The sequence below is a fragment of the Pseudomonas sp. ANT_H4 genome, from assembly GCF_008369295.1.
Classification (GTDB): domain Bacteria; phylum Pseudomonadota; class Gammaproteobacteria; order Pseudomonadales; family Pseudomonadaceae; genus Aquipseudomonas.
In genome coordinates this window covers 103,830-127,864 of record NZ_VOBG01000007.1, presented here as the reverse complement: position 1 = coordinate 127,864, position 24,035 = coordinate 103,830, and the positions used below count along the sequence as shown (strand labels likewise).

Sequence of the window (24,035 nt, the reverse complement as noted above, 5' to 3'; positions counted from 1 at the left end):
GCGAAAAAAAAGACCTTGAATTTCAAGGTCTTTTTTAAGATGGTGCCCCGAGGGAGACTCGAACTCCCTCAAAAACATCATAAGACCCAGCAATGCCGCGAGTTTAAAGGCTTTCAGTGGCTTTGGGTAGAAATTTTGGGTAGAATTTTGGGTAGAAATGACTAGCGAAGGCTTTTGCTATGACCGATTTTTTAGTCCTGAAATCCGGCACCTACTACGTCCGTCTGGACGTTCCAGAAGACGCACGGGAAGCCTTTTCCGGGCGTAAGGTTTTGACTAAAAGCCTCAAAACTGGCAATCGTTCGGAAGCCCATATTTTCAAACTACGATGGTTGCAGCAGTGGAAAACCGAAATCGAAAAAGCCCGTAGGGGTGAAATCGGCAATTTCCGTGATGATGTTCTTCAAATAGTTGAAAAGCATCAAAGGGCCATAAACCAAGATAAAATTAAGGGGAAACCCGCAAACAATGAAACAAAAATGGGTTTTGAAGTAATCCAATATACACAAGATAAGAAGTTAAGCATCGACCTTGTTAATGAAGCAATTGATATTGCAGCAGGTCGTTCGGACTACTCACCAAAAACCCCATTTTTCAAAAGTCGCCTTGATGGTTTCTATAACTATGAATTAAATCAACGAAAAGTAGACTTGAATACAGTTGATAGACATATAAAGAGAATTAAAGCACTTGATGCCTTTTTGAAAGCTGAGGACTTATTGCTGGATTATGAGGCAGTTGCTTCATTCTTGATTTCAAAAAATCTGGAATCGAAGACAAAGAAACAATATTTGTTTTCGTTTAATGCCTTCTATAATTTCTTGATTAAAAAAGAACCACCATTCAAAGAACGTTATCCAATCAATCCTTTCAAAAGTCATGAATTGAGCCAAGTTAGACGTGGAACACTCAAAAAAGATGAAAGACGTGCTTTTACGGCGGAAGAGGTTGAAACCTTGCATAGTAAAGCAGTTGAAAAAGGAAAGCGTCAATTAGCCGATTTGATTAAGATAGCGGCCTATACGGGAGCACGCATTGAAGAAATATGCCGTTTAAAAACATCGTCAGTTGTTAAAGAGGATGGTGTGGATTGTTTTCATATTACAGAAGGTAAAACACAAGCATCCGTTCGTTTTGTGCCAATTCATCCGGTTCTCATGGAAACGGTCAAACGGCTTGTTAGTTCATCGGACGATGGGTATTTGTTGAAGACAAGCAAAGGTGGGAAGTATGAAACCAAATCGAAAGGTTTAGGTAATCAATTTTCAATCTTCAAGACAGATTTAGGTTTTGATAAAAAATGTGTTTTCCATAGCATTCGCAAAACTGTAATCACTACATTAGAGCGTGCTGATGTTAAGAACCTTGTCATCATTTCGTTGGTTGGCCACAAAGCTGATGGACTGCTAAGAATGACTTTCGATAGATATTCGGAAGGCCCAACCCCAGCATCTAAAATGGATGCTGTTAAACACCTACAATATAAATTCTCAGTATAATTTTTTATTGTTGTCATCATTCATGAGGCTACCTAATTAGGTGGCCTTTTTAATGCCTGCTATACATTGCTATACGTTGCTATACATTGCTATACGTTGCTATACGTTGCTATACGTTGCTATACATTGCTATACACTTTCATTCTTTGTTATCTGGCTTATTGAAAGCTATACAACTTGAAAACATTTTAATATATGTTAACTTGATATTAGTAGTTCGAAAACATTACAGGCGAGCAATGTAAATGTATAGCACCTCACTTCGTTCGTTGCTTACATTTACGCTCGATTTTTCGCACTACGTTTGAAAAATTAAAATCAACAACCATGAGGAATGTATGAGTGATAATAAAAAACCAAGACAGATGAATGTAAGAATATCCGAAAGTGATTACGAAAAGATTGAGCACGAAAGGGGAATTATACACAAAAGCCAGTCCGGCTATATTTCCCACATCATTAATAATGGCATCAGTGAAATTATTGAAATCACCAATCCTGAGCTTAGACAAGACATTGATAAAATTGAAAGGTTTCTGGGCGGATATGGAAACAACCTAAATCAAATAGCTAAAAGTCTAAATGCGAATGAGACACCACCTTTTGATATTCTAAAAACGCTAACTGCACTCGACCAAAACATAACTATACTTACTAAAAAGTTGGGCAAATTAAAAAAGGAGACATTAAGAAACGTAGGTAAGTCATGATACGTGAAAAGCTAAGCACTCAAAAATCTAAATCAAAGATTTACAAAACAGCCAAATACTTCAATAAAGAAGAAGGCTGCGTTTTATTCGAGTCAAATATTTACACGCCTTTGAATGCTTCAAAGAAAGATATTGCGAAAGCAATATCACAATCAATTGAAAGCGATATTACTGACAACAAGAAAGGTAGAAAGCAATCCGTTAGAACCCAGCACGATGTTGTTAGCTTTCATACGAATGACAATATTACACCAGAGCAAGCCCGTGATATTGCAAAAGAACTTTATGAGGCCACGCATAAACTTTCAAATAGAAAGTATTCGTTAGGCGTTCACATTGATACAGATGAGGTTCATGTTCATATTGTGTGGGCTTTAAAAGATTTTAATGGCAAGTGTTACAACGTCAGCAATGACTACCGTGTTATTGAAAGAGAATGTGAAAAGCTTGAACAAAAATACAATCTAATAGTTCCCGAAAATCGAATTTCAAGAGACATGGATGAACTCGACAAAATAAAAGAGCTAACACTGCAAGATAAGAAAGACATTATCAACAAGAAATACAAAGACAAGCATCCATCAACAAAAGAAAGAATGCTTGACGTTCGTGGCGTTATTTCTAACAAGAAACAAATGAAAGACGCTTTGAGTGATTTCCTTAACAATGCTTCCAGCCCATCCGACTTCATCAACCAGATAACCGAGAATGGTTTCAATGTCATTCACAATGGCAAATCATCTTTCTCCATTCAACATGAAGACCAGATATTCAAAGCATCCGAGCTTGGCCTATCTTACAAAACACTTAAAGCGAAACTAGGTGATGACACTGGCTTTGAGCAGACTTTAAAAAATAAGCACAACGTAAAGGAATACGAAAATTGTTCAATCGCTTCAACCGAAGCAGAACCCGACTACATGAAAAAGATTAAACCAAACTCAGTGCTTGCTACTAAGTTCAAGTTTATTCAGCATAGTGACAAGGTTGAATATTTCTATAATTCAGCCAGTAGCAAGAAATCATTCGAGTATTACAAAGACCCATCAAAAGTTTCATTCCATGATTTATCAAGACTGTCAGCAAAGGCTGGCATTCAAAGACTTGTTGCCGACGCCAAACCACCACAATCATTTACAGTGAATGGCCCTGATTACTTCAAGAAGAATGTATGGCTCGAATTTCAGCTAATGGGATTGGAAGCCAAAGGCTTCAAGCTTGAAGGCTACAAACCTACCCCAGCAGATTTAGACGAATTGAAGAAAATTCAGGAGCAATATGCTTCGATGAATAAGAAGGCCGATCCTAAACCGCAACCAGCACCAGAAGCCCCTACGGTGGCCGTAGAAGCACCTAAACCAGTTGAGCCTGTCATGCCTATACCTCTTCAAAAAGCTCCTGAGAAGCCACCAGAGCCTACAAAGAAGGTTGAACAAGAAAAGGTTACGCCAACCAATGATGGCTTAATTGATGACTTGCACGATATGTTCCGGCCAGCCATAGCTACCCCTGTCGCACAAGCTCCCACAGAAGCCGTAGAACCACCTAAACCAGTAGAGCCTGCCATAGATGAGTTTTACATACCGATGGCACCAGAACCGCTTGCAGAGCCTGAAAATCACAAGATTGATGGAGACTATTCAACATATTCGAATGATGAACTTGTTGAAGAATTTGAATGGTTACAACCGAGACTAAAGAAAAGTTCATTTCCGGGTAATAGCAAGAGAGATATTGCCGGACATAGAGAGATGGACAACATCCCAGAAAATCGTAATGGAATAAAAACTGGAGATGTTAAACGTCAATATGAATTCAGAGAGAAGCTCTATAATCTATTTGATGAAATTAAAGAAAGAGACCCAGCGGCAGCAAAACAGCTTGAACAAGCTTTTAAAGCACAGATGGCAAACAAAAGAGCGGTTACGTTTGACTTAAAACCACAGTTAACAAAATAGCCCTATCAGGGCTTTTTATTTGTCTTGGATTTGAAAGTTTCTAATTCCAACTTGTAGCGTTACATCTTTGTTGAACCCGTTAACTTTGCTTGCATTTAAGTATTCTTTCATACAATCATTTATAAAGCGTGACAACGGAAATTTGTGAGTATTGGCAATTTCTCTAAATTGATTATGTGTTTCAGCGTCGAGTGTGATGGTGCAAACTTTAAGATTTGCTTTTGCTTTTGGTTTTTTCATTAGTGTCCCTTTCTTATTTATATATATTTATTAGAGCACAAATAAAAGCAAAGTCAAATAAATACATATTTTTCTTGACAAAATTCAGGCACAAAAAAACCAGCATTAGCTGGCTTTGTTATAAGTCTCTTATACATTCGTCTTGATATTCGTAAGGAACTCTACTTTGGTCTACCAGCACCTTGAATGTGTAATCTAATGGGTCAAAAATCAAATGACAAACACTTTTGTCATGTGCATTCTTAACATCTTTATATAAACCATAAAGACCTAGTTTTTTTGTATATTTTAAGATTTCTTTTCTTTTGCTAGTTACCCTTATTAGTTGCATGCTCATAATCTCCTGTTCTTGATAACAATATAACATGCGATTATAAATAATCAATAGATAAGTATTTATTTATTGCAACTCGGCAGCATCAAGCAATGCAGTATCAACAATTTTGTAATTTGCTTTTATATCAATCATTTCTTTTGTGCTCAAATCAATTATGTATTTACCTATTAGTCTTTTTCCGAAAACATCACCGAGCAGGTCATTCTTAAATACTTGTATTTTGCTGTATAGCCTCATTATTTTTAGGTTTCCATTTACAAATATAGAGAACCCAATGAAATCGTTCTTGTCCACAAATGCGAACGCCTTATCAATAACGTCATTCTTGCCTTTCAAGAATGATTTTCTTTTCAGCTCTCTCCACAATGAAAGCGTATTCTTAACGCCGAACATTGCATATCTACGCACAGACCACAGTGCTTGAACTGCTCTAACTTTTTTGTGATTTGAGATTTCCAACTTATCTACATTTAGGACGCCGCCTTTTAACTCGAATTCCAAATTGAATGACTTAGTTAGATACTTCATCACGTATGATGTTGCCTTGCTTTTCTTTGCGTCAATTTCTTCAATTCTTACGGCGTTTTCCGAGTGTCTAAAATGCTTGTTAATCAAGATTACTAATTCGTCATAATGTTTCTTATTAACATACATTAAAGCGTGCTTATGAAAGCACTGGTCTTTGTGAGGTTCGACTGCCCAGAAACCATTCATCTCAATCTTATGTCTATGGATGTCTTTTCTAAAAGCATTCCATAAGCCTTTCAAGTAATCATTGCTATCCTTTGGGGTTGAACCGTCCCAAGAACTAACGCCTTTCGACGGCTTTGGATGAAATCTTGCCGGAGCGGTAAAAGTTATGAAAAGAGGCTTATAGTCAAGTTGTTTGGCATAGGCGTCCAACGATGAGACTTGGATAAATATCTCAGCAAATCTTTGCTTTTCAGTGCTTGCTACTTTCCATAGTGGGATTTTCTTGTTGTTTTCATTAACAAGAGATTTCTTCATTATGTAATCAAGCTGGCTGGCTTCGTCAGCTTCTCTATTGCGAACAACTTCATCACTACAAATCTCAAATGCTCGACCGGAACCAATCAAACCTGAGTGCAGCTTTAAAAGTTCGCTTCTTTGTTTTTGTATTCTTTTTATTTGTGATTTAAGTCTTTTCTCATCAGCAATGTTGATGAGCTTGTCTTTTATAGTTGACCCTTTAATGTCCTTTATTTTGATACCATAACCGATATCCCAATCATTCTTTATGCGTGAAAAAATACTCTCGCCGGAGTCATCGTTGTCGAGGTTTCTCTGCTTTATTATTAGTTGCTCTTGAATTCTCTCGAAAACAAACGTGATATTTTTGACGATTTCGTCCAAATCGCCAGCTAGAATGTATTTATGTCGTATCTTCCAGCATCTATATTCACTGCAAGTGGCAACCCAAGTGAATTTATTTTTGAGGTTTCTTATTTCTTTGGCTATGTTTTCACGCTTTCTTTTTGATGAGTTATTTAACTTATTTTCAAGACATTCCTTTGCAATCATCTTTTTTTCGATGGCTCGCTCAAAAAAATACTGCCTTTCACATTCTGCAAAGAAAAATTCAGGAGTAAGATTTTTAAGGATTATGCGTTGTGGAATAAATATCATGAAAGTTATTATTGTTCGTTACTAATACAAATACCATGCCGTGCATGGTTGTCAAATAAATAAATATTTTTACTTTCTAACCTGTAAAAAAGCTGATTTTTTTACAAATCAAAAACGGTCAAAAAAACCTATAAAATCAACTTGCGACACTTATTTAAGAGTTATCCAAGAAGAGCGTAAAAAACGTAAAACCGCCCTAACAGGCGAAAAGCATCTGGGTATTGCGAACCAAGTTCGCATATGGAAATCAAAAGCGTAAAGGTGAGAATTTCATTCTCAATACAGTTTGAGCAGCAAAACTTTCAAATATCAAAACTTATGAAATTGTCGTTTTTAGACGGTTTACCATCTTGTGCGTATGGTAATACCTAAAATTGAAACACGCCGTTTTTAGCCTATTTTCGTTAATGCACTGAAAAAAGTGCGTTGAGTTTTTTCACGTTTTTATGTCAGTTTTTTGAGTTTTCTTTATCTTGGGCAGCCGTTTTTTGGCTTAAAAACAATGAAATTAGTTGTCAATAGAAAATCGAAAATATATTTAAGGTGCAACCTTAATCATCAAATAGAGGTCAACTCTAATTTAATAATTTTTACTTTTCTATCACAAGGCAGATTACCTGCCTGACGAGCCACTCCACGCTTTATCTGGTCGTTTTTAAGTCCTGAACAAGTTCAGCCGTCCAAGACAGCCGAGAAGTCCTATTTGCCGTTCTCCCAACTTATAGGTGCGTTAAATTCATCCGTGATTGACGCATGAGATTTTATGGTTCTTATTTTGTCAAACAAATCTTGTTCTTTTTTGATTTTTCGCTTTTCGAATGGCATCCGTGGCGTGAATAAGTTCCCTTCACTATTACAAAGCACAACCTTAATATCATCGCCACTGGCATCAACACTCTTCAGAAATTCGCCAAGTTCGTCCTGAATTGTCGTCTCAATCCATTTGTTTAATTTCTTATCGTCATTCATTTTTCATATACCCGTTAGCAACAAGATATTGATGAAATACAGGGTCAAAGCCAAATAAAGATGTTGCTTGCTGTTCTTCAAGTGTAAGAACTCGCATTGTCGTCGCAGGTGTGCTCATCATTTCATCTAGTAATCGAACAGAAACCCGCATCTCTTTCAAATATTCTTCAATCTCCTGCCCTACAACTTTATATCTTTTATCTTCTTGTTCGTAATCGAACCCTTTTTGTGTCGATGCCAAAGAATAGAAAGAATGTATTCCAATTTCCCCTGTGGGTAAGCGACTTACACCGCCAGCTAAAATCAGAACACACGCAGAGTAACACTTGTCATTGACGCCGACCAAAGTTTGAACTTTGTTCTTTCTTAAAGTCCGTCCTATATTCATTGCTTCGTGTATATCGCCACCAGCAGAACTGAGATATATGTATCCCAAGCGAGAACTTAAACCGTTCATATTAAGCATACGGTTTATTAAGCCTTCAAGCTTAACAGCATCCCCTTTCTCAATTGGTCCGTCCATCGTAACGGCATAACACATTTTTTTCCCCATGTAGGGGCAGAGTGCATTATCTTGTTGAATGTCATGAAATATTAGCTCCGCCGCACTTACGCTCGATGCAACAGATAGAAAAAATGGAATTATAAGCTTTGAAAGTAAGGTGCTTGGCATATCGTGCCCTTCTAAACATCGAGTTTACCCTATTGAACATTCTCACCCGGAATGTAGCCACTACCACAGTGGGGGAGTGGCAGCCAAGACGAGTGCTAACCTCATTTGGCTAACAGCCCTCCGACTTCATTCCGCAATTGTTCAACGACCACGTCAAGCATTTGAGGAAAAGTCTCTCCGAAAAATTTCGCCTCAGTCTTAAAGGGATGGCCCATAGATGCCTTGTTGACGCCGAAAGCTTCACCTTGATCGGTCAATTTCCTGAATGACTTCGTCACACCGTTGCCGGTGGTGCTCGCATACTCAAAATTTTCCGCGTAACCAGCTTTCAACAGAGCATTCATGATGGTGCTCGCGTCGAATGAGACTCCATGGTCAGCAATCAAGGCCTTCAGGGATTTTGCTTGCATGTGGCTTTCCTTGCGTGGTGGCGATGTGCCTAGGCTAATCCTCTCCTGAGCCACACATCTATGCAACCCATGGCTGACCCTTTTACGCACTGCTGCAGAGCCGCAGCACTTCAAACGGTCTGGATCAGAAAGGATGGCTTGAAAGCACAGTCTCTCGCGTGAATGCAAAGCAAGAAGACCACTGCCGGGAGGCAGTTTTTCCCAAGAAAAGGGTATGAGAAGGGTAGATTTTTTGGATAGAAAAAGGGGTAGAAATTTCTTTCTACCCCTTCTCTAAGTCCTTGATTTACAAGGAAAATGTTGGTGCCCCGAGGGAGACTCGAACTCCCACTTCTTGCGAAAACGGATTTTGAATCCGCCGCGTCTACCAATTCCGCCATCAGGGCTCAATGGCGGCGAAGTATAGAGATGAGATTACCGTTGGTCAATCACGTTTCATGGTCAATTTTCACTATTTCCGCTAGACTTCCCGGCCCTGCTAGACGAACCCCATCATGCGCGTTGCTGACTTTACTTTTGAGCTCCCTGATTCGCTGATCGCTCGCCACCCTTTGGCCGAGCGTCGCGCCAGTCGACTGTTGACCCTGGACGGGGTCAGCGGTGCCCTTGCACACCGTCAATTCACTGATTTGCTTGAGCATTTGCGCCCAGGCGATTTGATGGTGTTTAACAATACCCGGGTGATTCCGGCGCGGCTGTTTGGCCAGAAGGCTTCCGGCGGCAAGCTGGAGATTCTGGTGGAGCGGGTGCTGGACAGTCATCGCGTGCTGGCCCATGTGCGCTCCAGCAAGTCGCCGAAACCGGGGTCGAAGATTCTCATCGACGGCGGTGGCGAAGCCGAGATGCTGGCGCGTCATGATGCGTTGTTCGAGTTGGGGTTTGCCGAGGAAGTACTGCCGCTGCTGGAGCGGGTCGGGCATATGCCGTTGCCTCCTTATATAGATCGCCCGGACGAAGAGTCGGACCGTGAGCGTTATCAGACGGTGTATTCCGAGCGCCTGGGCGCGGTGGCAGCGCCGACGGCGGGGCTGCATTTTGATCAGCCGTTGTTGGACTCGATTGCCGCCAAGGGCGTCGAGTCTGCATTTGTGACCCTGCACGTGGGGGCCGGGACGTTTCAACCGGTGCGTGTGGATAACATCGAAGACCACCATATGCACAGCGAATGGCTGGAAGTCAGCCAGGACGTCGTGGACGCAGTCAATGCGTGCAAGGCTCGCGGTGGTCGTGTGGTGGCGGTCGGCACCACCAGCGTGCGTTCCCTGGAAAGTGCCGCCCGTGATGGCGTGCTTAAGCCCTTCAGTGGCGACACCGATATCTTTATCTTCCCAGGCCGGCCGTTTCATGTGGTCGATGCCCTGGTGACCAATTTCCATTTGCCGGAATCCACGCTGTTGATGCTGGTGTCGGCGTTCGCTGGTTATCCCGAAGCCATGGCCGCCTATAAAGCGGCCATCGAGCATGGATACCGTTTTTTCAGCTACGGTGATGCGATGTTTATCACCCGCAATCCGGCGCCGACTGCCCCTAAAGAATCGGGCCCAGAGGAACAAGCATGAGTCGTATGTCGTTTGAATTGTTGGCCACTGACGGCAAGGCCCGTCGCGGTCGCCTGACTTTCCCGCGTGGCACCGTCGAGACCCCAGCATTTATGCCGGTCGGCACCTATGGCACCGTAAAAGGCATGCTGCCACGGGATATCGTCGCCACCGGCGCCGAGATGATCCTCGGCAACACCTTCCACCTGTGGCTGCGCCCGGGCACGGAAGTGATCAAGAAGCACGGCGACCTGCATGACTTCATGCAGTGGAAAGGCCCGATTCTTACCGACTCCGGCGGTTTCCAGGTGTTCAGCCTGGGCGCCATGCGCAAGATCAAGGAGGAGGGCGTGACCTTCGCCTCGCCGGTGGACGGCGCCAAGGTGTTCATGGGGCCGGAAGAGTCGATGCAGGTCCAGCGCGACCTAGGCTCCGACGTCGTGATGATTTTCGACGAATGCACGCCTTACCCGGCCGATGAAGAAGTGGCGCGGGTGTCGATGGAGCTGTCGTTGCGCTGGGCCCAGCGTTCGAAGAATGCCCATGGCGATAACACCGCCGCGCTGTTCGGTATCGTCCAGGGCGGCATGCACCAGGGTTTGCGCGAGCGCTCCCTGGAAGGCCTCGACAAGATTGGCTTTGACGGCCTGGCTATCGGCGGTCTGTCGGTGGGCGAGCCCAAGCACGAGATGATCAAGGTGCTGGATTACCTGCCGGGTCTGATGCCGGCTGACAAACCTCGTTACCTTATGGGCGTTGGCAAACCGGAAGATCTCGTAGAGGGTGTGCGCCGCGGTGTGGACATGTTCGATTGCGTGATGCCAACCCGTAATGCCCGCAATGGGCATCTGTTCATTGATACAGGCGTGCTGAAGATCCGTAACGCGTTCCATCGCCATGATGATTCGCCGCTGGATCCCACCTGTGATTGCTACACCTGCCAGAACTTCTCCCGTGCTTATCTGCACCATCTGGACAAATGCGGGGAAATGCTGGGTAGCATGTTGAATACCATCCACAATTTGCGTCACTACCAAGTCCTGATGGCTGGTTTGCGCGAGGCTATTCAACAGGGTACATTGGCCGCCTTTGTCGATGCCTTCTATGCCAAGCGCGGGCTGCCTGTGCCGCCCTTGGACTGATTTTCCCGACCCTAAGATTCACTATTTGCAACTGGAGTGCTAAATGAGCTTTTTTATCTCTAATGCCATGGCTGATGCCGCTGCACCGGCCGCTGCCGGCCCTTTGGGTGGTGGTTTTGAGTGGATTTTCCTGGTCGGCTTCCTGGTCATCTTCTACCTGATGATCTGGCGTCCACAGGCCAAGCGCGCCAAAGAGCAGAAGAACCTGCTGGGCAGCTTGCAGAAAGGTGACGAAGTTGTGACCACTGGCGGCATCGCTGGCAAGATCATCAAGGTTTCCGACGCTTTCGTGGTCCTGGAAGTCTCCGACACCGTTGAAATGAAGTTCCAGAAAGGCGCCATCGCCGCCACGCTGCCAAAAGGCACGCTCAAAGCGATCTAAGTTCCTACCTTTACCAATCGACGGGGCGCGCAAGGCGCCCCGCGTTATAAGCGGGCGGCGTGATGCTGAACAAATACCCTCTGTGGAAATACGTACTGATCCTGGCGGTGCTGGCGATCGGTTTTATTTATTCCGCTCCCAATCTTTATCCTGATGATCCGGCGATCCAGATTACTGGCGCCAGCACTGCGTTGCAGGTCACTCAGACTGATCTGGACCGCACGAGCAAAGCGCTCACTGCTGCGGGTATCCAGGTTAAAGCAGCCACTTTGGCGGCTGACGCGAAGGGCGGCTTGTTGCGCCTGACCAAGCAAGAAGACCAATTGCCGGCTAAAGACGTTGTGCGCAAGGTCATGGGTGATGACTACGTTGTCGCGCTGAACCTGGCACAGACCACGCCAGCCTGGTTGCGCAGCATTGGCGCGCACCCGATGAAGCTGGGTCTGGACTTGTCCGGTGGTGTGCACTTCCTGCTTGAAGTGGACATGGACAAAGCTCTCGATGCTCGCCTGAAAGTCTACGAGGGCGACGTGAAGAGCCTGCTGCGCAAAGAGCGCCTGCGTTATCGCAGCCTGCCGCAGCTCAACGGTGCCATCCAGCTGGGTTTTGCTGACGAAGCCACCCGCGAACAGGCCCGTGCCCTGATCCGCAAGAGCTTTACCGATTTCGATATCGTACCTGCCGACCTCAATGGTCAAGCGGTGCTGCGTCTGGCGATGACCCCGGCCAAGCTGGCGGAAATCCGCGAATACTCCATCAAGCAGAACTTGACCACGGTACGTAACCGCGTCAACGAGCTGGGTGTGGCCGAGCCACTGGTTCAACGCCAGGGTGCCAACCGCATCGTGGTTGAGCTGCCAGGTGTGCAGGACACCGCTGAAGCCAAGCGGATCCTCGGCAAGACAGCCAACCTTGAGTTCCGCCTGGCCGCCGAGCCGGGTGCTTCCAAAGCCACTTCCGAGACCTTCGAGTTTCGTGAAGGCAATCGTCCACCGGCGCAGATCGAGCGTAGCCTGATCATCACCGGTGACCAGGTTACCGACGCCAAGGCTGGTTTCGGTGAGCAAGGCACGCCTGAAGTGAACATCCGTCTGGATGGTCACGGTGGCGAACTGATGAGCCGCGCAACCCGCAGCAACGTCGGGCGCAGCATGGCGGTTATCTTCATCGAACAGCGTCCAGTCACCACCTACACCAAACAAATGGTCAACGGTGTCGAGAAAGACGTGGCGGTGCAGACCTTCAAGGAAGAGAAGAAGATCATCAGCCTGGCGACCATTCAGTCGCCGCTGGGTGCTCAATTTCGTATCACCGGCCTGAACGGCCAGGGCGAATCGTCTGAGCTGGCGCTGCTGCTACGTGCCGGTGGCCTGGCGGCGCCAATGTACTTTGCTGAAGAGCGCACCATTGGCCCGAGCCTGGGTGCCGACAACATCACTAAAGGTATCGACGCTTCCTTGTGGGGCATGCTGTTCGTGTCGCTGTTCATCATCGCCATCTATCGCTTCTTCGGCATCATCGCCACGGTTGCGCTGAGTGTGAACATGGTGCTGCTGCTGGCCCTGATGTCGCTGCTGGGGGCTACGCTGACCCTGCCAGGCATCGCCGGTATCGTATTGACCATGGGTATGGCGGTGGATGCCAACGTGTTGATCTTCTCGCGGATTCGTGAAGAGATCGCCGCTGGTATGACGGTGCAAAGGGCAATCAGCGAAGGCTTCGGCCGGGCATTTACCGCGATTCTTGACTCCAACTTGACCACCTTGCTGGTCGGCGGGATTCTCTTTGCTATGGGCACAGGCCCAGTCAAAGGCTTTGCGGTGACCATGTCCCTCGGGATCTTTACCTCGATGTTTACGGCCATCATGGTGACCCGCGCAATGGTCAACCTGATCTTTGGCGGACGTGACTTCAAGAAGTTGTGGATTTAAGGGGCTGCCATGTTACGTACAATCAACTTCATGGGCGTTCGCAACGTTGCGTTCGGCATCACTGTGCTCCTTACCGTTCTGGCGTTGTTCAGCTGGTTCCATAAGGGCCTGAACTACGGTCTGGACTTCACTGGCGGTACGCTCATTGAGCTGACCTACGAGAAACCGGCCGATGTCGCCAAGGTGCGGACTCAGTTGGTCGAGTCTGGCTATCACGACGCCATCGTGCAGAGTTTTGGTGCGACCACAGACCTGCTGGTGCGGATGCCGGGCGAAGATCCACAATTGGGTCACCAGGTAGCTGAAGCCTTGCTCAAGGTGGGTGGCGACAACCCGGCCTCGGTCAAGCGCGTTGAGTTCGTAGGTCCGCAAGTGGGTGAAGAGCTGCGCGACCAGGGCGGCCTCGGCATGCTGATGGCTCTGGTCGGCATCATGATTTACCTGGCTTTCCGCTTTCAGTGGAAGTTCGGGGTCGGCGCTATTGTGTCGCTAATCCACGACGTGATCGTGACCGTGGGTATCCTGGCTTACTTCCAGATCACCTTCGATCTGACGGTATTGGCGGCGGTGCTGGCGATCATTGGTTACTCCCTCAACGACACCATCGTGGTATTTGACCGGGTTCGCGAGAACTTTCGGGTGCTGCGCAAGGCGACGTTGATCGACAATATCAATATCTCCACCACCCAGACCCTGTTGCGCACGATGGCGACTTCGATCTCCACCTTGCTGGCAATTACCGCACTGATGGTGTTCGGTGGCGACAACCTGTGGGGCTTCTCCCTGGCGCTGTTTATCGGCGTTCTGGCGGGTACCTACTCGTCGATCTACATCGCTAACGTGGTGTTGATCTGGCTGAACCTCAGCAGCGAAGACTTGATCCCTCCAGTTAGCACTGACAAGGAGGTTGACGACCGTCCTTGATGGGCGATTGTTGATCCGCTGTTACAAAGAAGGCGCGAGTATTGAACTCGCGCCTTTTTTTTTGCTCCAAGGCTGGGTATAGCGCGGACGTTTCAGTCCGTTTGTGATGGTCAGGAGGTTCAAGTGAACAAGTCGTTACTGGTTGGTGCGGTATTGGGTGCTGTCGGTGTGACTGCCGGGGGTGCTGTTGCCACCTACAGCCTGGTAAAAAGCGGCCCTGAGTATGCGCAAGTGCTGGCAGTGCAGCCGGTGAAAACCCAGATCAAAACCCCTCGTGAGGTCTGCAAGGACGTTGCTGTGACCCGGCAGAAGCCGGTGCAGGATCAGCATCAGATCATCGGCAGTGTCGTAGGTGCCGTGGCCGGTGGCTTGCTGGGTAACCAGATCGGTGGCGGCAATGGCAAGAAGATCGCCACTGTAGCCGGTGCGGTCGGTGGCGGTTATGCCGGTAACAAGGTTCAGGAAGGCATGCAAAATCGCGATACCTACACAACCACCCAGACCCGTTGCAACACTGTGAATGACATCAGTGACAAGGTAGTGGGTTATGACGTGCGGTATCTGCTGGATGGTAAGGAAGGCTCCGTGCGCATGGAGCGTGATCCAGGCGGCCAGATTCCGGTCGACAAGGAAGGGCATCTGGTTATCGGTCAGAACCAGCAGTAAGCCAGCCGTTCAGGTAGAACACCAGGTATAAAAAAAGCACCCCTAGGGGTGCTTTTTTGTGCTCGTTCGCTTAACGCTTTAGCGAAGCCGGCAGGTGCGGCTGGATCGCCGTCAGTACTGCCTTGAAGCATTTGGTGTTGCCAGCTACCACGTGACCCTTCTCCAGGAAGTCGTGACCGCCGGTGAAGTCGCTCACCAGGCCGCCTGCTTCTTGAATCAGCAGCGCGCCTGCAGCCATGTCCCACTCGGACAGGCCCGACTCCCAGAACGCATCAAAACGACCAGCGGCCACATAAGCCAGGTCCAGGCTTGCCGAGCCAGCGCGACGGATGCCAGCGGTCTGGCCTACCAGGGCGCGGAACATGCCCAGGTAGTTTTCCAGGTTGTCCATCTGGTCATCACGGAACGGGAAGCCGGTACCCAGCAGGGCGCCATCCAGGCTGGTACGACCGCTGACGCGCAGGCGACGACCGTTCAGCTGGGCGCCACGGCCACGGCTGGCGGTGAATTCTTCCTGGCGAACCGGGTCCAGAACAACGGCGTGTTCCAGGCGGCCACGGTATTTGCAGGCAATGCTCACGGCAAAGTGCGGGATGCCCCGCAGGAAGTTGGTGGTGCCGTCCAGTGGGTCGATGATCCACAGGTACTCTTCGCCTTCGCCGCTACCTTTGTGCAGGCCGGTTTCTTCACCGAGGATGCCGTGGGTAGGGTAGGCCTTGCGCAGAGCGTCGATGATTTTCTGCTCGGCCGCGCGATCGATCTCGGATACGTAATCCTTGGCGTCTTTTTCGTCGACCTTGATGGTATCCAGGCGCTCGATGGAGCGGAAGATCAATTCACTGGCGCTGCGGGCGGCGCGCAGCGCGATATTCAGCATGGGCTGCATGGATGTGTCACCTAAGGTTGTTAAAGAAAGCCGGGCATTCTAGCAGAAACTTTCTTCAGGTGGAGGGCGACGTTAGCTTTCATGGCATAACCTTGGGCTGTTCTGTAAGATTTGCCCCCCTTTCCTGTGTCCGAGAGCGCCTCCCTTGCTGCAAAACATTCGTGTCGTCCTCGTCAATACCAGTCATCCCGGCAATATCGGCGGGGTGGCGCGAGCCATGAAGAACATGGGGCTAACGCGCCTGGTGCTGGTCGAACCGCGCCTGTTTCCGCACCACGAGGCGGATGCCCGTGCCTCCGGCGCCAATGACGTCCTCGCAAGTGCCCAAGTGGTCGCCACGCTGGAAGACGCCCTGGTGGGCTGCAATCTGGTGCTCGGCACCAGTGCTCGCGACCGCCGCATCCCCTGGCCACTGCTTGATCCTCGTGAGTGCGGCACAAAAGTCGTCGAGGAAGCCGCTGGCGGCGCCGAAGTCGCCTTGGTATTCGGTCGTGAAGATTCCGGTCTGACCAATGATGAGCTGCAGCGATGTCATTATCACGTACATATCCCATCAGACCCCGAATTCAGCTCGCTGAATCTCGGGGCAGCGGTGCAGGTGTTGAGTTATGAAGTGCGCATGTCCTGGCTGGCGGTTCAAGGTCAGCCGAGTAAAGTGGAGAAGGGCGAGGTAGCGTCGACCAAAAGTGGCGAGTTGGCCACCATGGACGAATTGGAGCGATTCTATGAGCACCTGGAGCAAACCCTGGTAGCCATCGAATTCCTCGATCCGGAAAAACCACGGCACTTGATGGCTCGCCTGCGCCGGTTGTACGGACGCAGCTCGGTCAGTCGGGCAGAAATGAATATATTGCGTGGCATCCTCACGGAAACCCAGAAAGCGGCCCGTGGCGAGCTTCTTAAGCGGAAGGATTAAAAATGTTCGAGCGTTTGCGAGAAGATATCCAGAGTGTTTTTCATCGTGATCCGGCGGCGCGTAACGCCTTTGAAGTGCTGACCTGCTATCCGGGCATGCATGCGATCTGGATTCACCGATTGTCCGGTGCTCTGTGGAATATGGGTTGGAAGTGGCTGGCGCGGGTGGTCTCCAACTTTGGCCGCTGGTTGACCGGCATCGAGATTCACCCTGGCGCAAAGGTCGGTCGTCGGTTCTTTATCGACCACGGCATGGGTATTGTGATTGGCGAGACCGCCGAGATTGGTGATGACGTGACGCTGTACCAGGGTGTGACCCTCGGTGGGACCACCTGGAACAAGGGTAAGCGCCACCCGACGCTGGAAGATGGCGTTGTAGTCGGGGCAGGCGCCAAGGTGCTCGGGCCGTTTACTGTCGGCGCCGGTGCCAAGGTTGGCTCCAATGCCGTGGTCACCAAGGCTGTGCCGCCCGGTGCAACGGTCGTCGGCATTCCGGGTCGGATCATCGTCAAGGCTGAGGCGAGTGGCGAGCAGGAAGCCAAGCGCAAAGCTATGGCGGAAAAGATTGGTTTCGATGCCTATGGCGTTAGCGAAGACATGCCCGACCCAGTGGCCCGAGCCATCGGCCAGTTGCTTGATCATCTGCAAGCGGTGGACGGCAAGCTGGATGGCATGTGCGGCGCGTTGAAGGAGCTGGGCAGCAGCTACTGCGCCAAGGACCTGCCGGAACTGCGCGAAGAAGACTTCGCCGAGATCAAGGACGAAGGCGCCAGCAAGGCGGGCTAATCCCCTCCCATCTGTAGGTGCGAGCTTGCTCGCGAAAAGCTTGAGAGCGACGCGGGCATCCAGACACCCCGCGTAATCGCTCGCGTCCATCGCGAGCAAGCGCGCTCCTACATTTGATCGGCGTGGCTTCAGCTCCGCTGTTCGATGCCATCTCGCCCTGCTATTATTCGCGCGCCCGTTTTGCGGGTATTCCCGACTAAGGTACTAGGTCTTATAGTTGACTTAAATACTCGGGAATTGCATACTTGCTCCTATTCTGAAACACCTTGGTACTTGTCCATGAGACTGACTACAAAAGGCCGATACGCAGTGACCGCCATGCTTGACTTGGCCCTGCACGCGCAAAATGGGCCGGTGTCCCTGGCCGATATCTCTGAGCGCCAAGGCATTTCCCTGTCTTACCTCGAACAGTTGTTCGCCAAATTGCGCCGCAGCAATCTGGTTTCCAGTGTTCGTGGGCCAGGTGGTGGTTATCAGTTGTCCCGCGACATGCAGGGCATCCAGGTGGCCCAGGTGATCGATGCGGTCAACGAATCCGTCGATGCTACCAAATGCCAGGGGTTGGGTGATTGCCATGCCGGCGACACCTGCCTGACGCACCACTTGTGGTGCGATCTGAGCCTGCAGATCCATGAATTTTTGAGTGGTATCAGCTTGGCTGATCTTGTGACTCGCCGTGAGGTGCAAGAAGTAGCCCAGCGTCAGGACCAGCGCCGCTGTAACACCAGGGCGCCGCGTCTGGACAAGATTGAAGCGTCCGCCGTCGAGTGACAGCCGAAGAGCTAACGGCACGCCAGCCAGCCTGATTTAGGAGAAAGTCCATGAAATTGCCGATTTACCTTGATTACTCAGCGACCACCCCGGTTGATCCGCGTGTCGCGCAAAAGATGAGTGAGTGCCTGCTGGTTGACGGAAACTTCGGCAACCCGGCGTCCCGTTCCCACGTTTTCGGCTGGAAAGCCGAAGAGTCCGTGGAAAACGCTCGTCGCCAGGTCGCTGACCTGGTCAATGCCGACCCGCGTGAGATCGTCTGGACCTCCGGTGCCACCGAGTCCGACAACCTGGCGATCAAGGGCGCAGCGCATTTCTACGCCACCAAGGGCAAACACCTGATCACCACCAAGATTGAGCATAAGGCTGTCCTCGACACCATGCGCCAACTGGAGCGTGAAGGGTTTGAAGTTACCTACATCGAGCCTACTACTGAAGGCCTGGTGACTCCTGCGATGATCGAAGCCGCGATGCGTGAAGACACCATCCTGGTTTCCATCATCCACGTGAACAACGAAATCGGCACCATCAACGACATCGCCGCCATCGGTGAGCTGACCCGCTCCAGGGGCGTGTTGCTGCACGTCGACGCCGCTCAGTCCACCGGTAAGGTCGATATCGACCTGTCGAAGCTGAAAGTCGACCTGATGTCGTTCTCTGCCCACAAGACTTATGGCCCTAAAGGCATCGGCGCCCTCTACGTGAGTCGCAAGCCTCGCGTGCGCATCGAAGCGACCATGCATGGTGGCGGTCACGAGCGTGGCATGCGTTCTGGCACCCTGGCGACCCACCAGATCGTTGGCATGGGCGAAGCCTTCCGTGTGGCCAAGGAAGACATGGCTGCCGAAAACGTGCGTATCAAGGCGTTGAGCGACCGCTTCTACAAGCAGGTCGAAAACCTTGAAGAGCTGTACATCAACGGCAGCATGACTGCCCGCGTACCGCACAACCTGAATTTGAGCTTCAACTACGTCGAAGGCGAGTCGCTGATCATGGCGCTCAAGGACCTGGCGGTTTCGTCCGGTTCGGCCTGTACCTCGGCTTCCCTTGAACCGTCCTACGTCCTGCGCGCCCTGGGCCGCAACGACGAATTGGCGCACAGCTCAATCCGTTTCACGTTCGGCCGTTTCACCACTGAAGAAGAAGTCGATTACGCCGCGCAGAAAGTCTGCGAGGCCGTCACCAAGCTGCGTACCTTGTCGCCGCTGTGGGACATGTACAAAGACGGTATCGATATTTCCAAGATCGAGTGGGCGGCACACTAACTATAGAAGCCGCCACCCAAGGGTTCTGTAAGTACGTGGCGGAAAACGCAGGCGTATTTACAGGGTTCCAGAGCGGCCCTGATGAGTGAGGATTCAGTACCATGGCTTACAGCGAAAAGGTCATCGACCACTACGAAAACCCGCGCAACGTCGGCAAGATGAACGCGGAAGACCCTGATGTCGGCACTGGCATGGTCGGCGCCCCGGCGTGCGGCGACGTCATGCGTCTGCAGATCAAGGTCAACGACCAGGGCGTCATCGAAGATGCCAAGTTCAAGACCTATGGTTGCGGTTCGGCCATCGCCTCCAGCTCCCTGGCGACCGAATGGATGAAAGGCAAAACCCTGGATGAGGCTGTCACCATCAGCAATACCCAGCTGGCCGAAGAACTGGCCTTGCCACCAGTGAAAATTCACTGCTCGGTACTCGCAGAAGACGCCATCAAGGCGGCTGTTCGCGACTACAAGCAGAAGAAAGGCTTGATCTAAGCATTTGGCGACGAGTAAGGAGTCACGATGGCTATCAGCATGACAGAAGCGGCGGCTAAACACGTGCGACGCTCCCTTGATGGGCGCGGCAAAGGTGAGGGGATTCGTCTGGGTGTTCGCACCACGGGCTGTTCCGGTCTTGCCTATGTGCTGGAGTTTGTCGACGAGGTGGTTTCGGAAGATCAGGTGTTCGAAAGTCACGGCGAGAAAGTGATTATCGACCCGAAAAGCCTGACCTACCTGGACGGCACCGAACTCGATTTCGTCAAGGAAGGGTTGAACGAAGGCTTCAAGTTCAACAACCCCAACGTACGCGGTGAATGTGGCTGCGGCGAAAGCTTCAACATCTGAGGCTGATTGTGGGTACTCCTTGTCATTTCGCTTTATTCGAGCTTCAGCCGAGTTTTCGCTTGGACCTCGAGCAGCTTGCCGCGCGCTACCGTGAATTGGCGCGTGGGGTGCATCCGGATCGCTTCGCTGACGCTTCCGAGCGTGAGCAGCGCCTGGCGCTGGAGCAATCAGCCAGCCTCAACGAAGCCTATCAGACGCTTAAAACCCCTCCCAAACGCGCGCGCTACCTGCTCGCGATGGGTGGTCGCGAGTTGCCACTTGAAGTCACGGTCCAGGACCCTGATTTCCTGATGCAGCAGATGCAATGGCGCGAAGAGCTCGAAGACCTGCAGGACGAGGCCGATCTGGCTGGAATCGCAGTCTTCAAGCGCCGTCTGAAAGTGGCCCAGGATGAGCTTAACGAAAGCTTCGCAGCCTGTTGGGATGATGCGGCGCAACGCGAACAGGCCGAACGCCTGATGCGACGCATGCAGTTCCTCGACAAGCTCACCTACGAAGTGCGCCAGTTAGAAGAGCGCCTCGACGATTAACCCAGTGCTGCCCCGGTTGCACGCCTGATATACAGATAAGTCCTGATTACCATGGCCCTACTGCAGATCGCCGAACCCGGCCAAAGTCCTCAACCGCACCAGCGTCGTCTGGCGGTTGGGATCGACTTGGGCACTACCAATTCGCTGGTCGCTGCGTTGCGCAGCGGTCTTAGCGAGCCGCTGCCCGACGCCGATGGCCAGGTCATCCTGCCGTCCGCCGTGCGTTACCACGCCGATCGCACCGAAGTGGGCGAGTCGGCCAAGCTGGCCGCATCCACCGATCCCCTGAATACCGTGCTGTCGGTCAAGCGCTTGATGGGTCGTGGTCTGTCCGACGTCAAGCAATTGGGCGATCAGTTGCCGTACCGCTTTGTCGGCGGTGAATCCCATATGCCGTTCATCGACACTGTCCAGGGCCCGAAAAGCCCGGTGGAAGTGTCGGCCGATATCCTCAAGGTCCTGCGCCAGCGCGCGGAAACTACCTTGGGCGGCGAGTTGGTTGGCGCGGTGATTACCGTTCCTGCGTATTTCGATGACGCTCAGCGCCAGGCCACTAAGGACGCGGCAAAACTCGCCGGCCTGAACGTGCTGCGCCTGCTCAACGAGCCTACTGCTGCGGCGGTGGCTTACGGTCTGGATCAGCACGCAGAAGGCCTGGTCGCCATTTATGACTTGGGTGGCGGTACTTTTGATATTTCGATTCTGCGTCTGACCGGCGGTGTCTTTGAGGTCCTGGCAACCGGTGGCGACACTGCCCTGGGCGGCGATGACTTCGATCACGCCATTGCCGGCTGGATCATCGAGAGCGCCAGTTTGTCGGCTGACCTTGATCCGGGTGCGCAACGTAGCCTGCTGCAAACCGCCTGTGCCGCTAAAGAAGCGCTGACTGATACTGCATCCGTCGAGGTTGCCTACGGCAACTGGTCGGCCCAACTGACCCGTGACGCCTTTGATGCGCTGATCGAGCCCATGGTCGCTCGCAGCCTGAAAGCCTGCCGCCGCGCCGTGCGTGATTCCGGTATCGAACTGGAAGACGTGGCTGCCGTGGTCATGGTCGGTGGTTCTACTCGTGTGCCGCGCGTTCGCGACGCCGTTGCCGAGGCTTTTGGTCGTCAGCCGCTGACCGAAATCGATCCGGATCAAGTGGTGGCTATCGGGGCGGCGATCCAGGCCGACACACTCGCGGGTAACAAGCGTGATGGTGGCGAACTGCTGTTGCTCGACGTGATTCCGTTGTCCTTGGGGCTGGAAACCATGGGCGGCCTGATGGAGAAGGTGATTCCACGCAATACGACCATCCCCGTCGCCCGTGCTCAGGACTTCACTACCTATAAAGATGGCCAGTCGGCCATGATGATTCATGTGCTGCAGGGCGAGCGTGAGCTGATCAGCGATTGCCGCTCCCTGGCGCGCTTCGAATTGCGCGGCATTCCGGCCATGGTTGCTGGCGCCGCAAAGATTCGTGTGACCTTTCAGGTCGACGCCGATGGCCTGCTCAGTGTTGCCGCTCGTGAGCTCGGTTCGGGCGTTGAAGCCAGTATCCAGGTCAAACCGTCCTACGGCCTGACCGACGGCGAAATCGCCAAGATGCTCAAGGACTCGTTCCAGCATGCCAGTGACGACAAGGTCGCCCGTGTATTGCGTGAGCAGCAAGTCGACGCCCAGCGCCTGCTCGAAGCGGTGCAGGGAGCCCTTGATACCGACGGCGAGCGTTTGCTGGACGCTGAAGAGCGCATGGTGATCGATCTGCAAATGCAGGCGCTGTCCGAATTGATGAAAGGCACCGATGGTTACGCCATCGAGCAGCAGACCAAGCGTCTGTCGCAAGTGACCGATGCCTTTGCTGCCCGCCGAATGGACTTGACGGTGAAAACCGCCCTGGCGGGTCGCAACTTGAATGAACTTGAGGAATAACTGATGCCGCAGATCATTTTTCTGCCACACGCCGAGCATTGCCCGGACGGTATGGTCGTGGAGGCTGAGACCGGCAAGTCCCTTCTCGAAGTCGCTCATGACAACCACATTGAGATCGAAAGTGCCTGCGGCGGCGTCAACGCCTGTACCACCTGTCACTGTGTGATTCGCGAGGGTTTCGATTCGCTGAATGAAGCCGATGAGCTGGAAGAAGACTATCTTGATAGGGCCTGGGGTCTGGAACCGACTTCGCGCTTGACCTGCCAGGCGATCGTCGGCACGGAAGATATCACCGTCGAAATACCGAAATATTCGCTCAACCATGCGGCTGAAGCGCCGCACTGATTCAAGGGGTTGTTGTCATGAGTCTGAAATGGGTTGATGTGCTGGAAATCTCGATTCAACTGGCTGAAACCAAGCCTGATGTGGATCCGCGCTATGTGCGCTTCGTCGATCTTCACAACTGGGTTGTGGCGTTGCCGGAGTTTGATGACGATCATAGTCGTGGTGGCGAGAAGGTGCTTGAAGCCATTCAGGCCGCCTGGATCGAAGAAGCAGACTGAGCCCCCCTTACGCAGGTTAGGCAATACCCAAGAACCCGCGTATAATTCGCGGGTTTAATTTTTCGCAAATTACCGTTTCTGGAGTTACACCATGGCTGTTCAACGTACCTTCTCCATCATCAAGCCTGACGCTGTTGCAAAAAACGTTATCGGCGAGATCGTCACCCGTTTCGAAAAAGCCGGCCTGAAGGTTGTAGCTTCGAAACTGAAGCAACTGTCCAAAGCCGAAGCTGAAGGCTTCTACGCTGAGCACAGCGCCCGTGGTTTCTTCGGCGAGCTGGTTGCTTTCATGATCTCCGGTCCTGTTGTTGTTCAGGTTCTGGAAGGCGAAAACGCCATCGCTCTGAACCGCGAACTGATGGGTGCTACCAACCCTAAAGAAGCGGCTGCCGGCACCATCCGCGCTGACTTCGCTGAATCCATCGATGCCAACGCTGTTCACGGTTCGGACTCCGAAGCCGCCGCTGCTCGCGAAATCGCTTACTTTTTCGCTGCTACTGAAGTAACCACTCGCTAAGCATTGGCTTGAAGAGTGAAGGT

The 24,035-nt window shown here is 50.9% G+C and carries 26 protein-coding genes and 1 tRNA gene; 20 read left to right on the top strand and 7 right to left on the bottom strand.

Annotation, left to right across the window (positions count from 1 at the left end):
* Positions 1-179 precede the first annotated feature (179 nt).
* From FQ182_RS11335 to FQ182_RS11325, 3 genes are all read left to right on the top strand, one after another.
* A complete protein-coding gene (locus FQ182_RS11335; RefSeq protein ID WP_028624202.1) occupies positions 180-1,499 on the top strand; it encodes a DUF6538 domain-containing protein in 1,320 nt (439 codons plus the stop codon).
* Positions 1,500-1,837: 338 nt separating this feature from the next.
* Positions 1,838-2,209 carry a plasmid mobilization relaxosome protein MobC gene (mobC, locus tag FQ182_RS11330; protein WP_149411653.1) on the top strand — a complete coding sequence of 124 codons (372 nt, stop codon included), beginning with the start codon at positions 1,838-1,840 and terminating at the stop codon, positions 2,207-2,209.
* Entirely contained in the window at positions 2,206-4,167 is a 1,962-nt protein-coding gene (locus tag FQ182_RS11325; RefSeq protein ID WP_149411652.1) for a relaxase/mobilization nuclease domain-containing protein, read from the top strand. The genes mobC and FQ182_RS11325 overlap by 4 nt, the downstream gene beginning before the upstream one ends.
* Before the next feature lie 15 nt (positions 4,168-4,182).
* On the opposite strand, the gene FQ182_RS11320 is transcribed toward FQ182_RS11325, so the two are convergent.
* The 6 genes from FQ182_RS11320 to FQ182_RS11295 all read right to left on the bottom strand — a co-directional run bounded on the left by FQ182_RS11320 (position 4,183) and on the right by FQ182_RS11295 (position 8,829).
* Positions 4,183-4,407 carry a hypothetical protein gene (locus FQ182_RS11320; RefSeq protein WP_149411651.1) on the bottom strand — a complete coding sequence of 75 codons (225 nt, stop codon included), beginning with the start codon at positions 4,405-4,407 and terminating at the stop codon, positions 4,183-4,185.
* Between the two features lie 400 nt (positions 4,408-4,807).
* On the bottom strand, positions 4,808-6,391 hold the full coding sequence (locus FQ182_RS11315) for a replication endonuclease (RefSeq protein WP_149411650.1): 1,584 nt from the start codon (positions 6,389-6,391) through the stop codon (positions 4,808-4,810).
* 699 nt (positions 6,392-7,090) lie between these two features.
* On the bottom strand, positions 7,091-7,360 hold the full coding sequence (locus tag FQ182_RS11310) for a hypothetical protein (RefSeq protein WP_149411649.1): 270 nt from the start codon (positions 7,358-7,360) through the stop codon (positions 7,091-7,093).
* A complete protein-coding gene (locus tag FQ182_RS11305) occupies positions 7,353-8,033 on the bottom strand; it encodes a hypothetical protein (protein ID WP_149411648.1) in 681 nt (226 codons plus the stop codon). Before FQ182_RS11305 ends, FQ182_RS11310 begins: the two co-directional genes overlap by 8 nt.
* A gap of 101 nt (positions 8,034-8,134) precedes the next feature.
* On the bottom strand, positions 8,135-8,443 hold the full coding sequence (locus FQ182_RS11300) for a hypothetical protein (RefSeq protein ID WP_149411647.1): 309 nt from the start codon (positions 8,441-8,443) through the stop codon (positions 8,135-8,137).
* A 301-nt stretch (positions 8,444-8,744) separates the two neighbouring features.
* A tRNA-Leu gene (locus FQ182_RS11295) sits at positions 8,745-8,829 on the bottom strand.
* 108 nt (positions 8,830-8,937) lie between these two features.
* Here FQ182_RS11295 and queA point away from each other — a divergent pair.
* The 6 genes from queA to FQ182_RS11265 all read left to right on the top strand — a co-directional run bounded on the left by queA (position 8,938) and on the right by FQ182_RS11265 (position 15,026).
* Positions 8,938-10,002, top strand: a complete 1,065-nt coding sequence (gene queA, locus FQ182_RS11290) for a tRNA preQ1(34) S-adenosylmethionine ribosyltransferase-isomerase QueA (protein WP_149411646.1) — start codon at positions 8,938-8,940, stop codon at positions 10,000-10,002.
* Positions 10,003-10,007: 5 nt separating this feature from the next.
* Positions 10,008-11,123 (top strand): tRNA guanosine(34) transglycosylase Tgt, encoded by a 1,116-nt coding sequence (gene tgt / locus FQ182_RS11285; protein WP_178114438.1) that lies wholly within the window; start codon positions 10,008-10,010, stop codon positions 11,121-11,123.
* 43 nt (positions 11,124-11,166) lie between these two features.
* Positions 11,167-11,505, top strand: coding sequence for a preprotein translocase subunit YajC (gene yajC, locus FQ182_RS11280; RefSeq protein WP_133102070.1), 339 nt, complete (start codon positions 11,167-11,169; stop codon positions 11,503-11,505).
* Positions 11,506-11,567: 62 nt separating this feature from the next.
* On the top strand, positions 11,568-13,436 hold the full coding sequence (gene secD, locus FQ182_RS11275; protein ID WP_149411645.1) for a protein translocase subunit SecD: 1,869 nt from the start codon (positions 11,568-11,570) through the stop codon (positions 13,434-13,436).
* A gap of 9 nt (positions 13,437-13,445) precedes the next feature.
* On the top strand, positions 13,446-14,360 hold the full coding sequence (gene secF / locus FQ182_RS11270; RefSeq protein ID WP_149411644.1) for a protein translocase subunit SecF: 915 nt from the start codon (positions 13,446-13,448) through the stop codon (positions 14,358-14,360).
* Between the two features lie 123 nt (positions 14,361-14,483).
* A complete protein-coding gene (locus FQ182_RS11265) occupies positions 14,484-15,026 on the top strand; it encodes a glycine zipper 2TM domain-containing protein (protein WP_133102073.1) in 543 nt (180 codons plus the stop codon).
* Between the two features lie 70 nt (positions 15,027-15,096).
* Here FQ182_RS11265 and suhB read toward each other — a convergent pair whose 3' ends face one another.
* Positions 15,097-15,912 (bottom strand): inositol-phosphate phosphatase, encoded by an 816-nt coding sequence (suhB, locus tag FQ182_RS11260; protein ID WP_149411643.1) that lies wholly within the window; start codon positions 15,910-15,912, stop codon positions 15,097-15,099.
* A 145-nt stretch (positions 15,913-16,057) separates the two neighbouring features.
* Here suhB and trmJ point away from each other — a divergent pair, with 145 nt between their 5' ends.
* The 11 genes from trmJ to ndk all read left to right on the top strand — a co-directional run bounded on the left by trmJ (position 16,058) and on the right by ndk (position 24,012).
* Positions 16,058-16,828 carry a tRNA (cytosine(32)/uridine(32)-2'-O)-methyltransferase TrmJ gene (gene trmJ, locus FQ182_RS11255; RefSeq protein ID WP_149411642.1) on the top strand — a complete coding sequence of 257 codons (771 nt, stop codon included), beginning with the start codon at positions 16,058-16,060 and terminating at the stop codon, positions 16,826-16,828.
* Between the two features lie 2 nt (positions 16,829-16,830).
* Entirely contained in the window at positions 16,831-17,613 is a 783-nt protein-coding gene (gene cysE, locus FQ182_RS11250; RefSeq protein ID WP_149411641.1) for a serine O-acetyltransferase, read from the top strand.
* Between the two features lie 279 nt (positions 17,614-17,892).
* Positions 17,893-18,384 (top strand): Fe-S cluster assembly transcriptional regulator IscR, encoded by a 492-nt coding sequence (gene iscR, locus FQ182_RS11245; protein ID WP_133102077.1) that lies wholly within the window; start codon positions 17,893-17,895, stop codon positions 18,382-18,384.
* 50 nt (positions 18,385-18,434) lie between these two features.
* Positions 18,435-19,649, top strand: coding sequence for an IscS subfamily cysteine desulfurase (locus FQ182_RS11240; RefSeq protein WP_149411640.1), 1,215 nt, complete (start codon positions 18,435-18,437; stop codon positions 19,647-19,649).
* A 101-nt stretch (positions 19,650-19,750) separates the two neighbouring features.
* A complete protein-coding gene (iscU, locus tag FQ182_RS11235; protein WP_133102079.1) occupies positions 19,751-20,137 on the top strand; it encodes a Fe-S cluster assembly scaffold IscU in 387 nt (128 codons plus the stop codon).
* Between the two features lie 27 nt (positions 20,138-20,164).
* Positions 20,165-20,488 (top strand): iron-sulfur cluster assembly protein IscA, encoded by a 324-nt coding sequence (iscA, locus tag FQ182_RS11230; protein WP_149411639.1) that lies wholly within the window; start codon positions 20,165-20,167, stop codon positions 20,486-20,488.
* A gap of 8 nt (positions 20,489-20,496) precedes the next feature.
* Complete coding sequence (gene hscB / locus FQ182_RS11225; RefSeq protein ID WP_149411794.1) at positions 20,497-21,018, top strand: co-chaperone HscB; 522 nt, start codon at positions 20,497-20,499, stop codon at positions 21,016-21,018.
* Positions 21,019-21,069: 51 nt separating this feature from the next.
* On the top strand, positions 21,070-22,932 hold the full coding sequence (gene hscA, locus FQ182_RS11220; RefSeq protein WP_149411638.1) for a Fe-S protein assembly chaperone HscA: 1,863 nt from the start codon (positions 21,070-21,072) through the stop codon (positions 22,930-22,932).
* Positions 22,933-22,935: 3 nt separating this feature from the next.
* Positions 22,936-23,277, top strand: a complete 342-nt coding sequence (gene fdx, locus FQ182_RS11215) for an ISC system 2Fe-2S type ferredoxin (protein ID WP_133102083.1) — start codon at positions 22,936-22,938, stop codon at positions 23,275-23,277.
* A gap of 17 nt (positions 23,278-23,294) precedes the next feature.
* Positions 23,295-23,495: a Fe-S cluster assembly protein IscX gene (iscX, locus tag FQ182_RS11210; RefSeq protein WP_133102084.1), complete on the top strand. Its 201-nt coding sequence runs from the start codon at positions 23,295-23,297 to the stop codon at positions 23,493-23,495.
* A gap of 91 nt (positions 23,496-23,586) precedes the next feature.
* Positions 23,587-24,012, top strand: coding sequence for a nucleoside-diphosphate kinase (gene ndk, locus FQ182_RS11205; protein WP_133102085.1), 426 nt, complete (start codon positions 23,587-23,589; stop codon positions 24,010-24,012).
* The last annotated feature ends 23 nt before the right edge of the window (positions 24,013-24,035 follow it).

Coding starts and splice junctions, on each gene's coding strand:
- FQ182_RS11335 (WP_028624202.1), top strand. CDS start 180: ATGACCGATTTTTTAGTCCTGAAATCCGGCACCTACTACGTCCGTCTG.
- mobC (WP_149411653.1), top strand. CDS start 1,838: ATGAGTGATAATAAAAAACCAAGACAGATGAATGTAAGAATATCCGAA.
- FQ182_RS11325 (WP_149411652.1), top strand. CDS start 2,206: ATGATACGTGAAAAGCTAAGCACTCAAAAATCTAAATCAAAGATTTAC.
- FQ182_RS11320 (WP_149411651.1), bottom strand. CDS start 4,407: ATGAAAAAACCAAAAGCAAAAGCAAATCTTAAAGTTTGCACCATCACA.
- FQ182_RS11315 (WP_149411650.1), bottom strand. CDS start 6,391: ATGATATTTATTCCACAACGCATAATCCTTAAAAATCTTACTCCTGAA.
- FQ182_RS11310 (WP_149411649.1), bottom strand. CDS start 7,360: ATGAATGACGATAAGAAATTAAACAAATGGATTGAGACGACAATTCAG.
- FQ182_RS11305 (WP_149411648.1), bottom strand. CDS start 8,033: ATGCCAAGCACCTTACTTTCAAAGCTTATAATTCCATTTTTTCTATCT.
- FQ182_RS11300 (WP_149411647.1), bottom strand. CDS start 8,443: ATGCAAGCAAAATCCCTGAAGGCCTTGATTGCTGACCATGGAGTCTCA.
- queA (WP_149411646.1), top strand. CDS start 8,938: ATGCGCGTTGCTGACTTTACTTTTGAGCTCCCTGATTCGCTGATCGCT.
- tgt (WP_178114438.1), top strand. CDS start 10,008: ATGTCGTTTGAATTGTTGGCCACTGACGGCAAGGCCCGTCGCGGTCGC.
- yajC (WP_133102070.1), top strand. CDS start 11,167: ATGAGCTTTTTTATCTCTAATGCCATGGCTGATGCCGCTGCACCGGCC.
- secD (WP_149411645.1), top strand. CDS start 11,568: ATGCTGAACAAATACCCTCTGTGGAAATACGTACTGATCCTGGCGGTG.
- secF (WP_149411644.1), top strand. CDS start 13,446: ATGTTACGTACAATCAACTTCATGGGCGTTCGCAACGTTGCGTTCGGC.
- suhB (WP_149411643.1), bottom strand. CDS start 15,912: ATGCAGCCCATGCTGAATATCGCGCTGCGCGCCGCCCGCAGCGCCAGT.
- cysE (WP_149411641.1), top strand. CDS start 16,831: ATGTTCGAGCGTTTGCGAGAAGATATCCAGAGTGTTTTTCATCGTGAT.
- iscR (WP_133102077.1), top strand. CDS start 17,893: ATGAGACTGACTACAAAAGGCCGATACGCAGTGACCGCCATGCTTGAC.
- FQ182_RS11240 (WP_149411640.1), top strand. CDS start 18,435: ATGAAATTGCCGATTTACCTTGATTACTCAGCGACCACCCCGGTTGAT.
- iscU (WP_133102079.1), top strand. CDS start 19,751: ATGGCTTACAGCGAAAAGGTCATCGACCACTACGAAAACCCGCGCAAC.
- iscA (WP_149411639.1), top strand. CDS start 20,165: ATGGCTATCAGCATGACAGAAGCGGCGGCTAAACACGTGCGACGCTCC.
- hscA (WP_149411638.1), top strand. CDS start 21,070: ATGGCCCTACTGCAGATCGCCGAACCCGGCCAAAGTCCTCAACCGCAC.
- fdx (WP_133102083.1), top strand. CDS start 22,936: ATGCCGCAGATCATTTTTCTGCCACACGCCGAGCATTGCCCGGACGGT.
- iscX (WP_133102084.1), top strand. CDS start 23,295: ATGAGTCTGAAATGGGTTGATGTGCTGGAAATCTCGATTCAACTGGCT.
- ndk (WP_133102085.1), top strand. CDS start 23,587: ATGGCTGTTCAACGTACCTTCTCCATCATCAAGCCTGACGCTGTTGCA.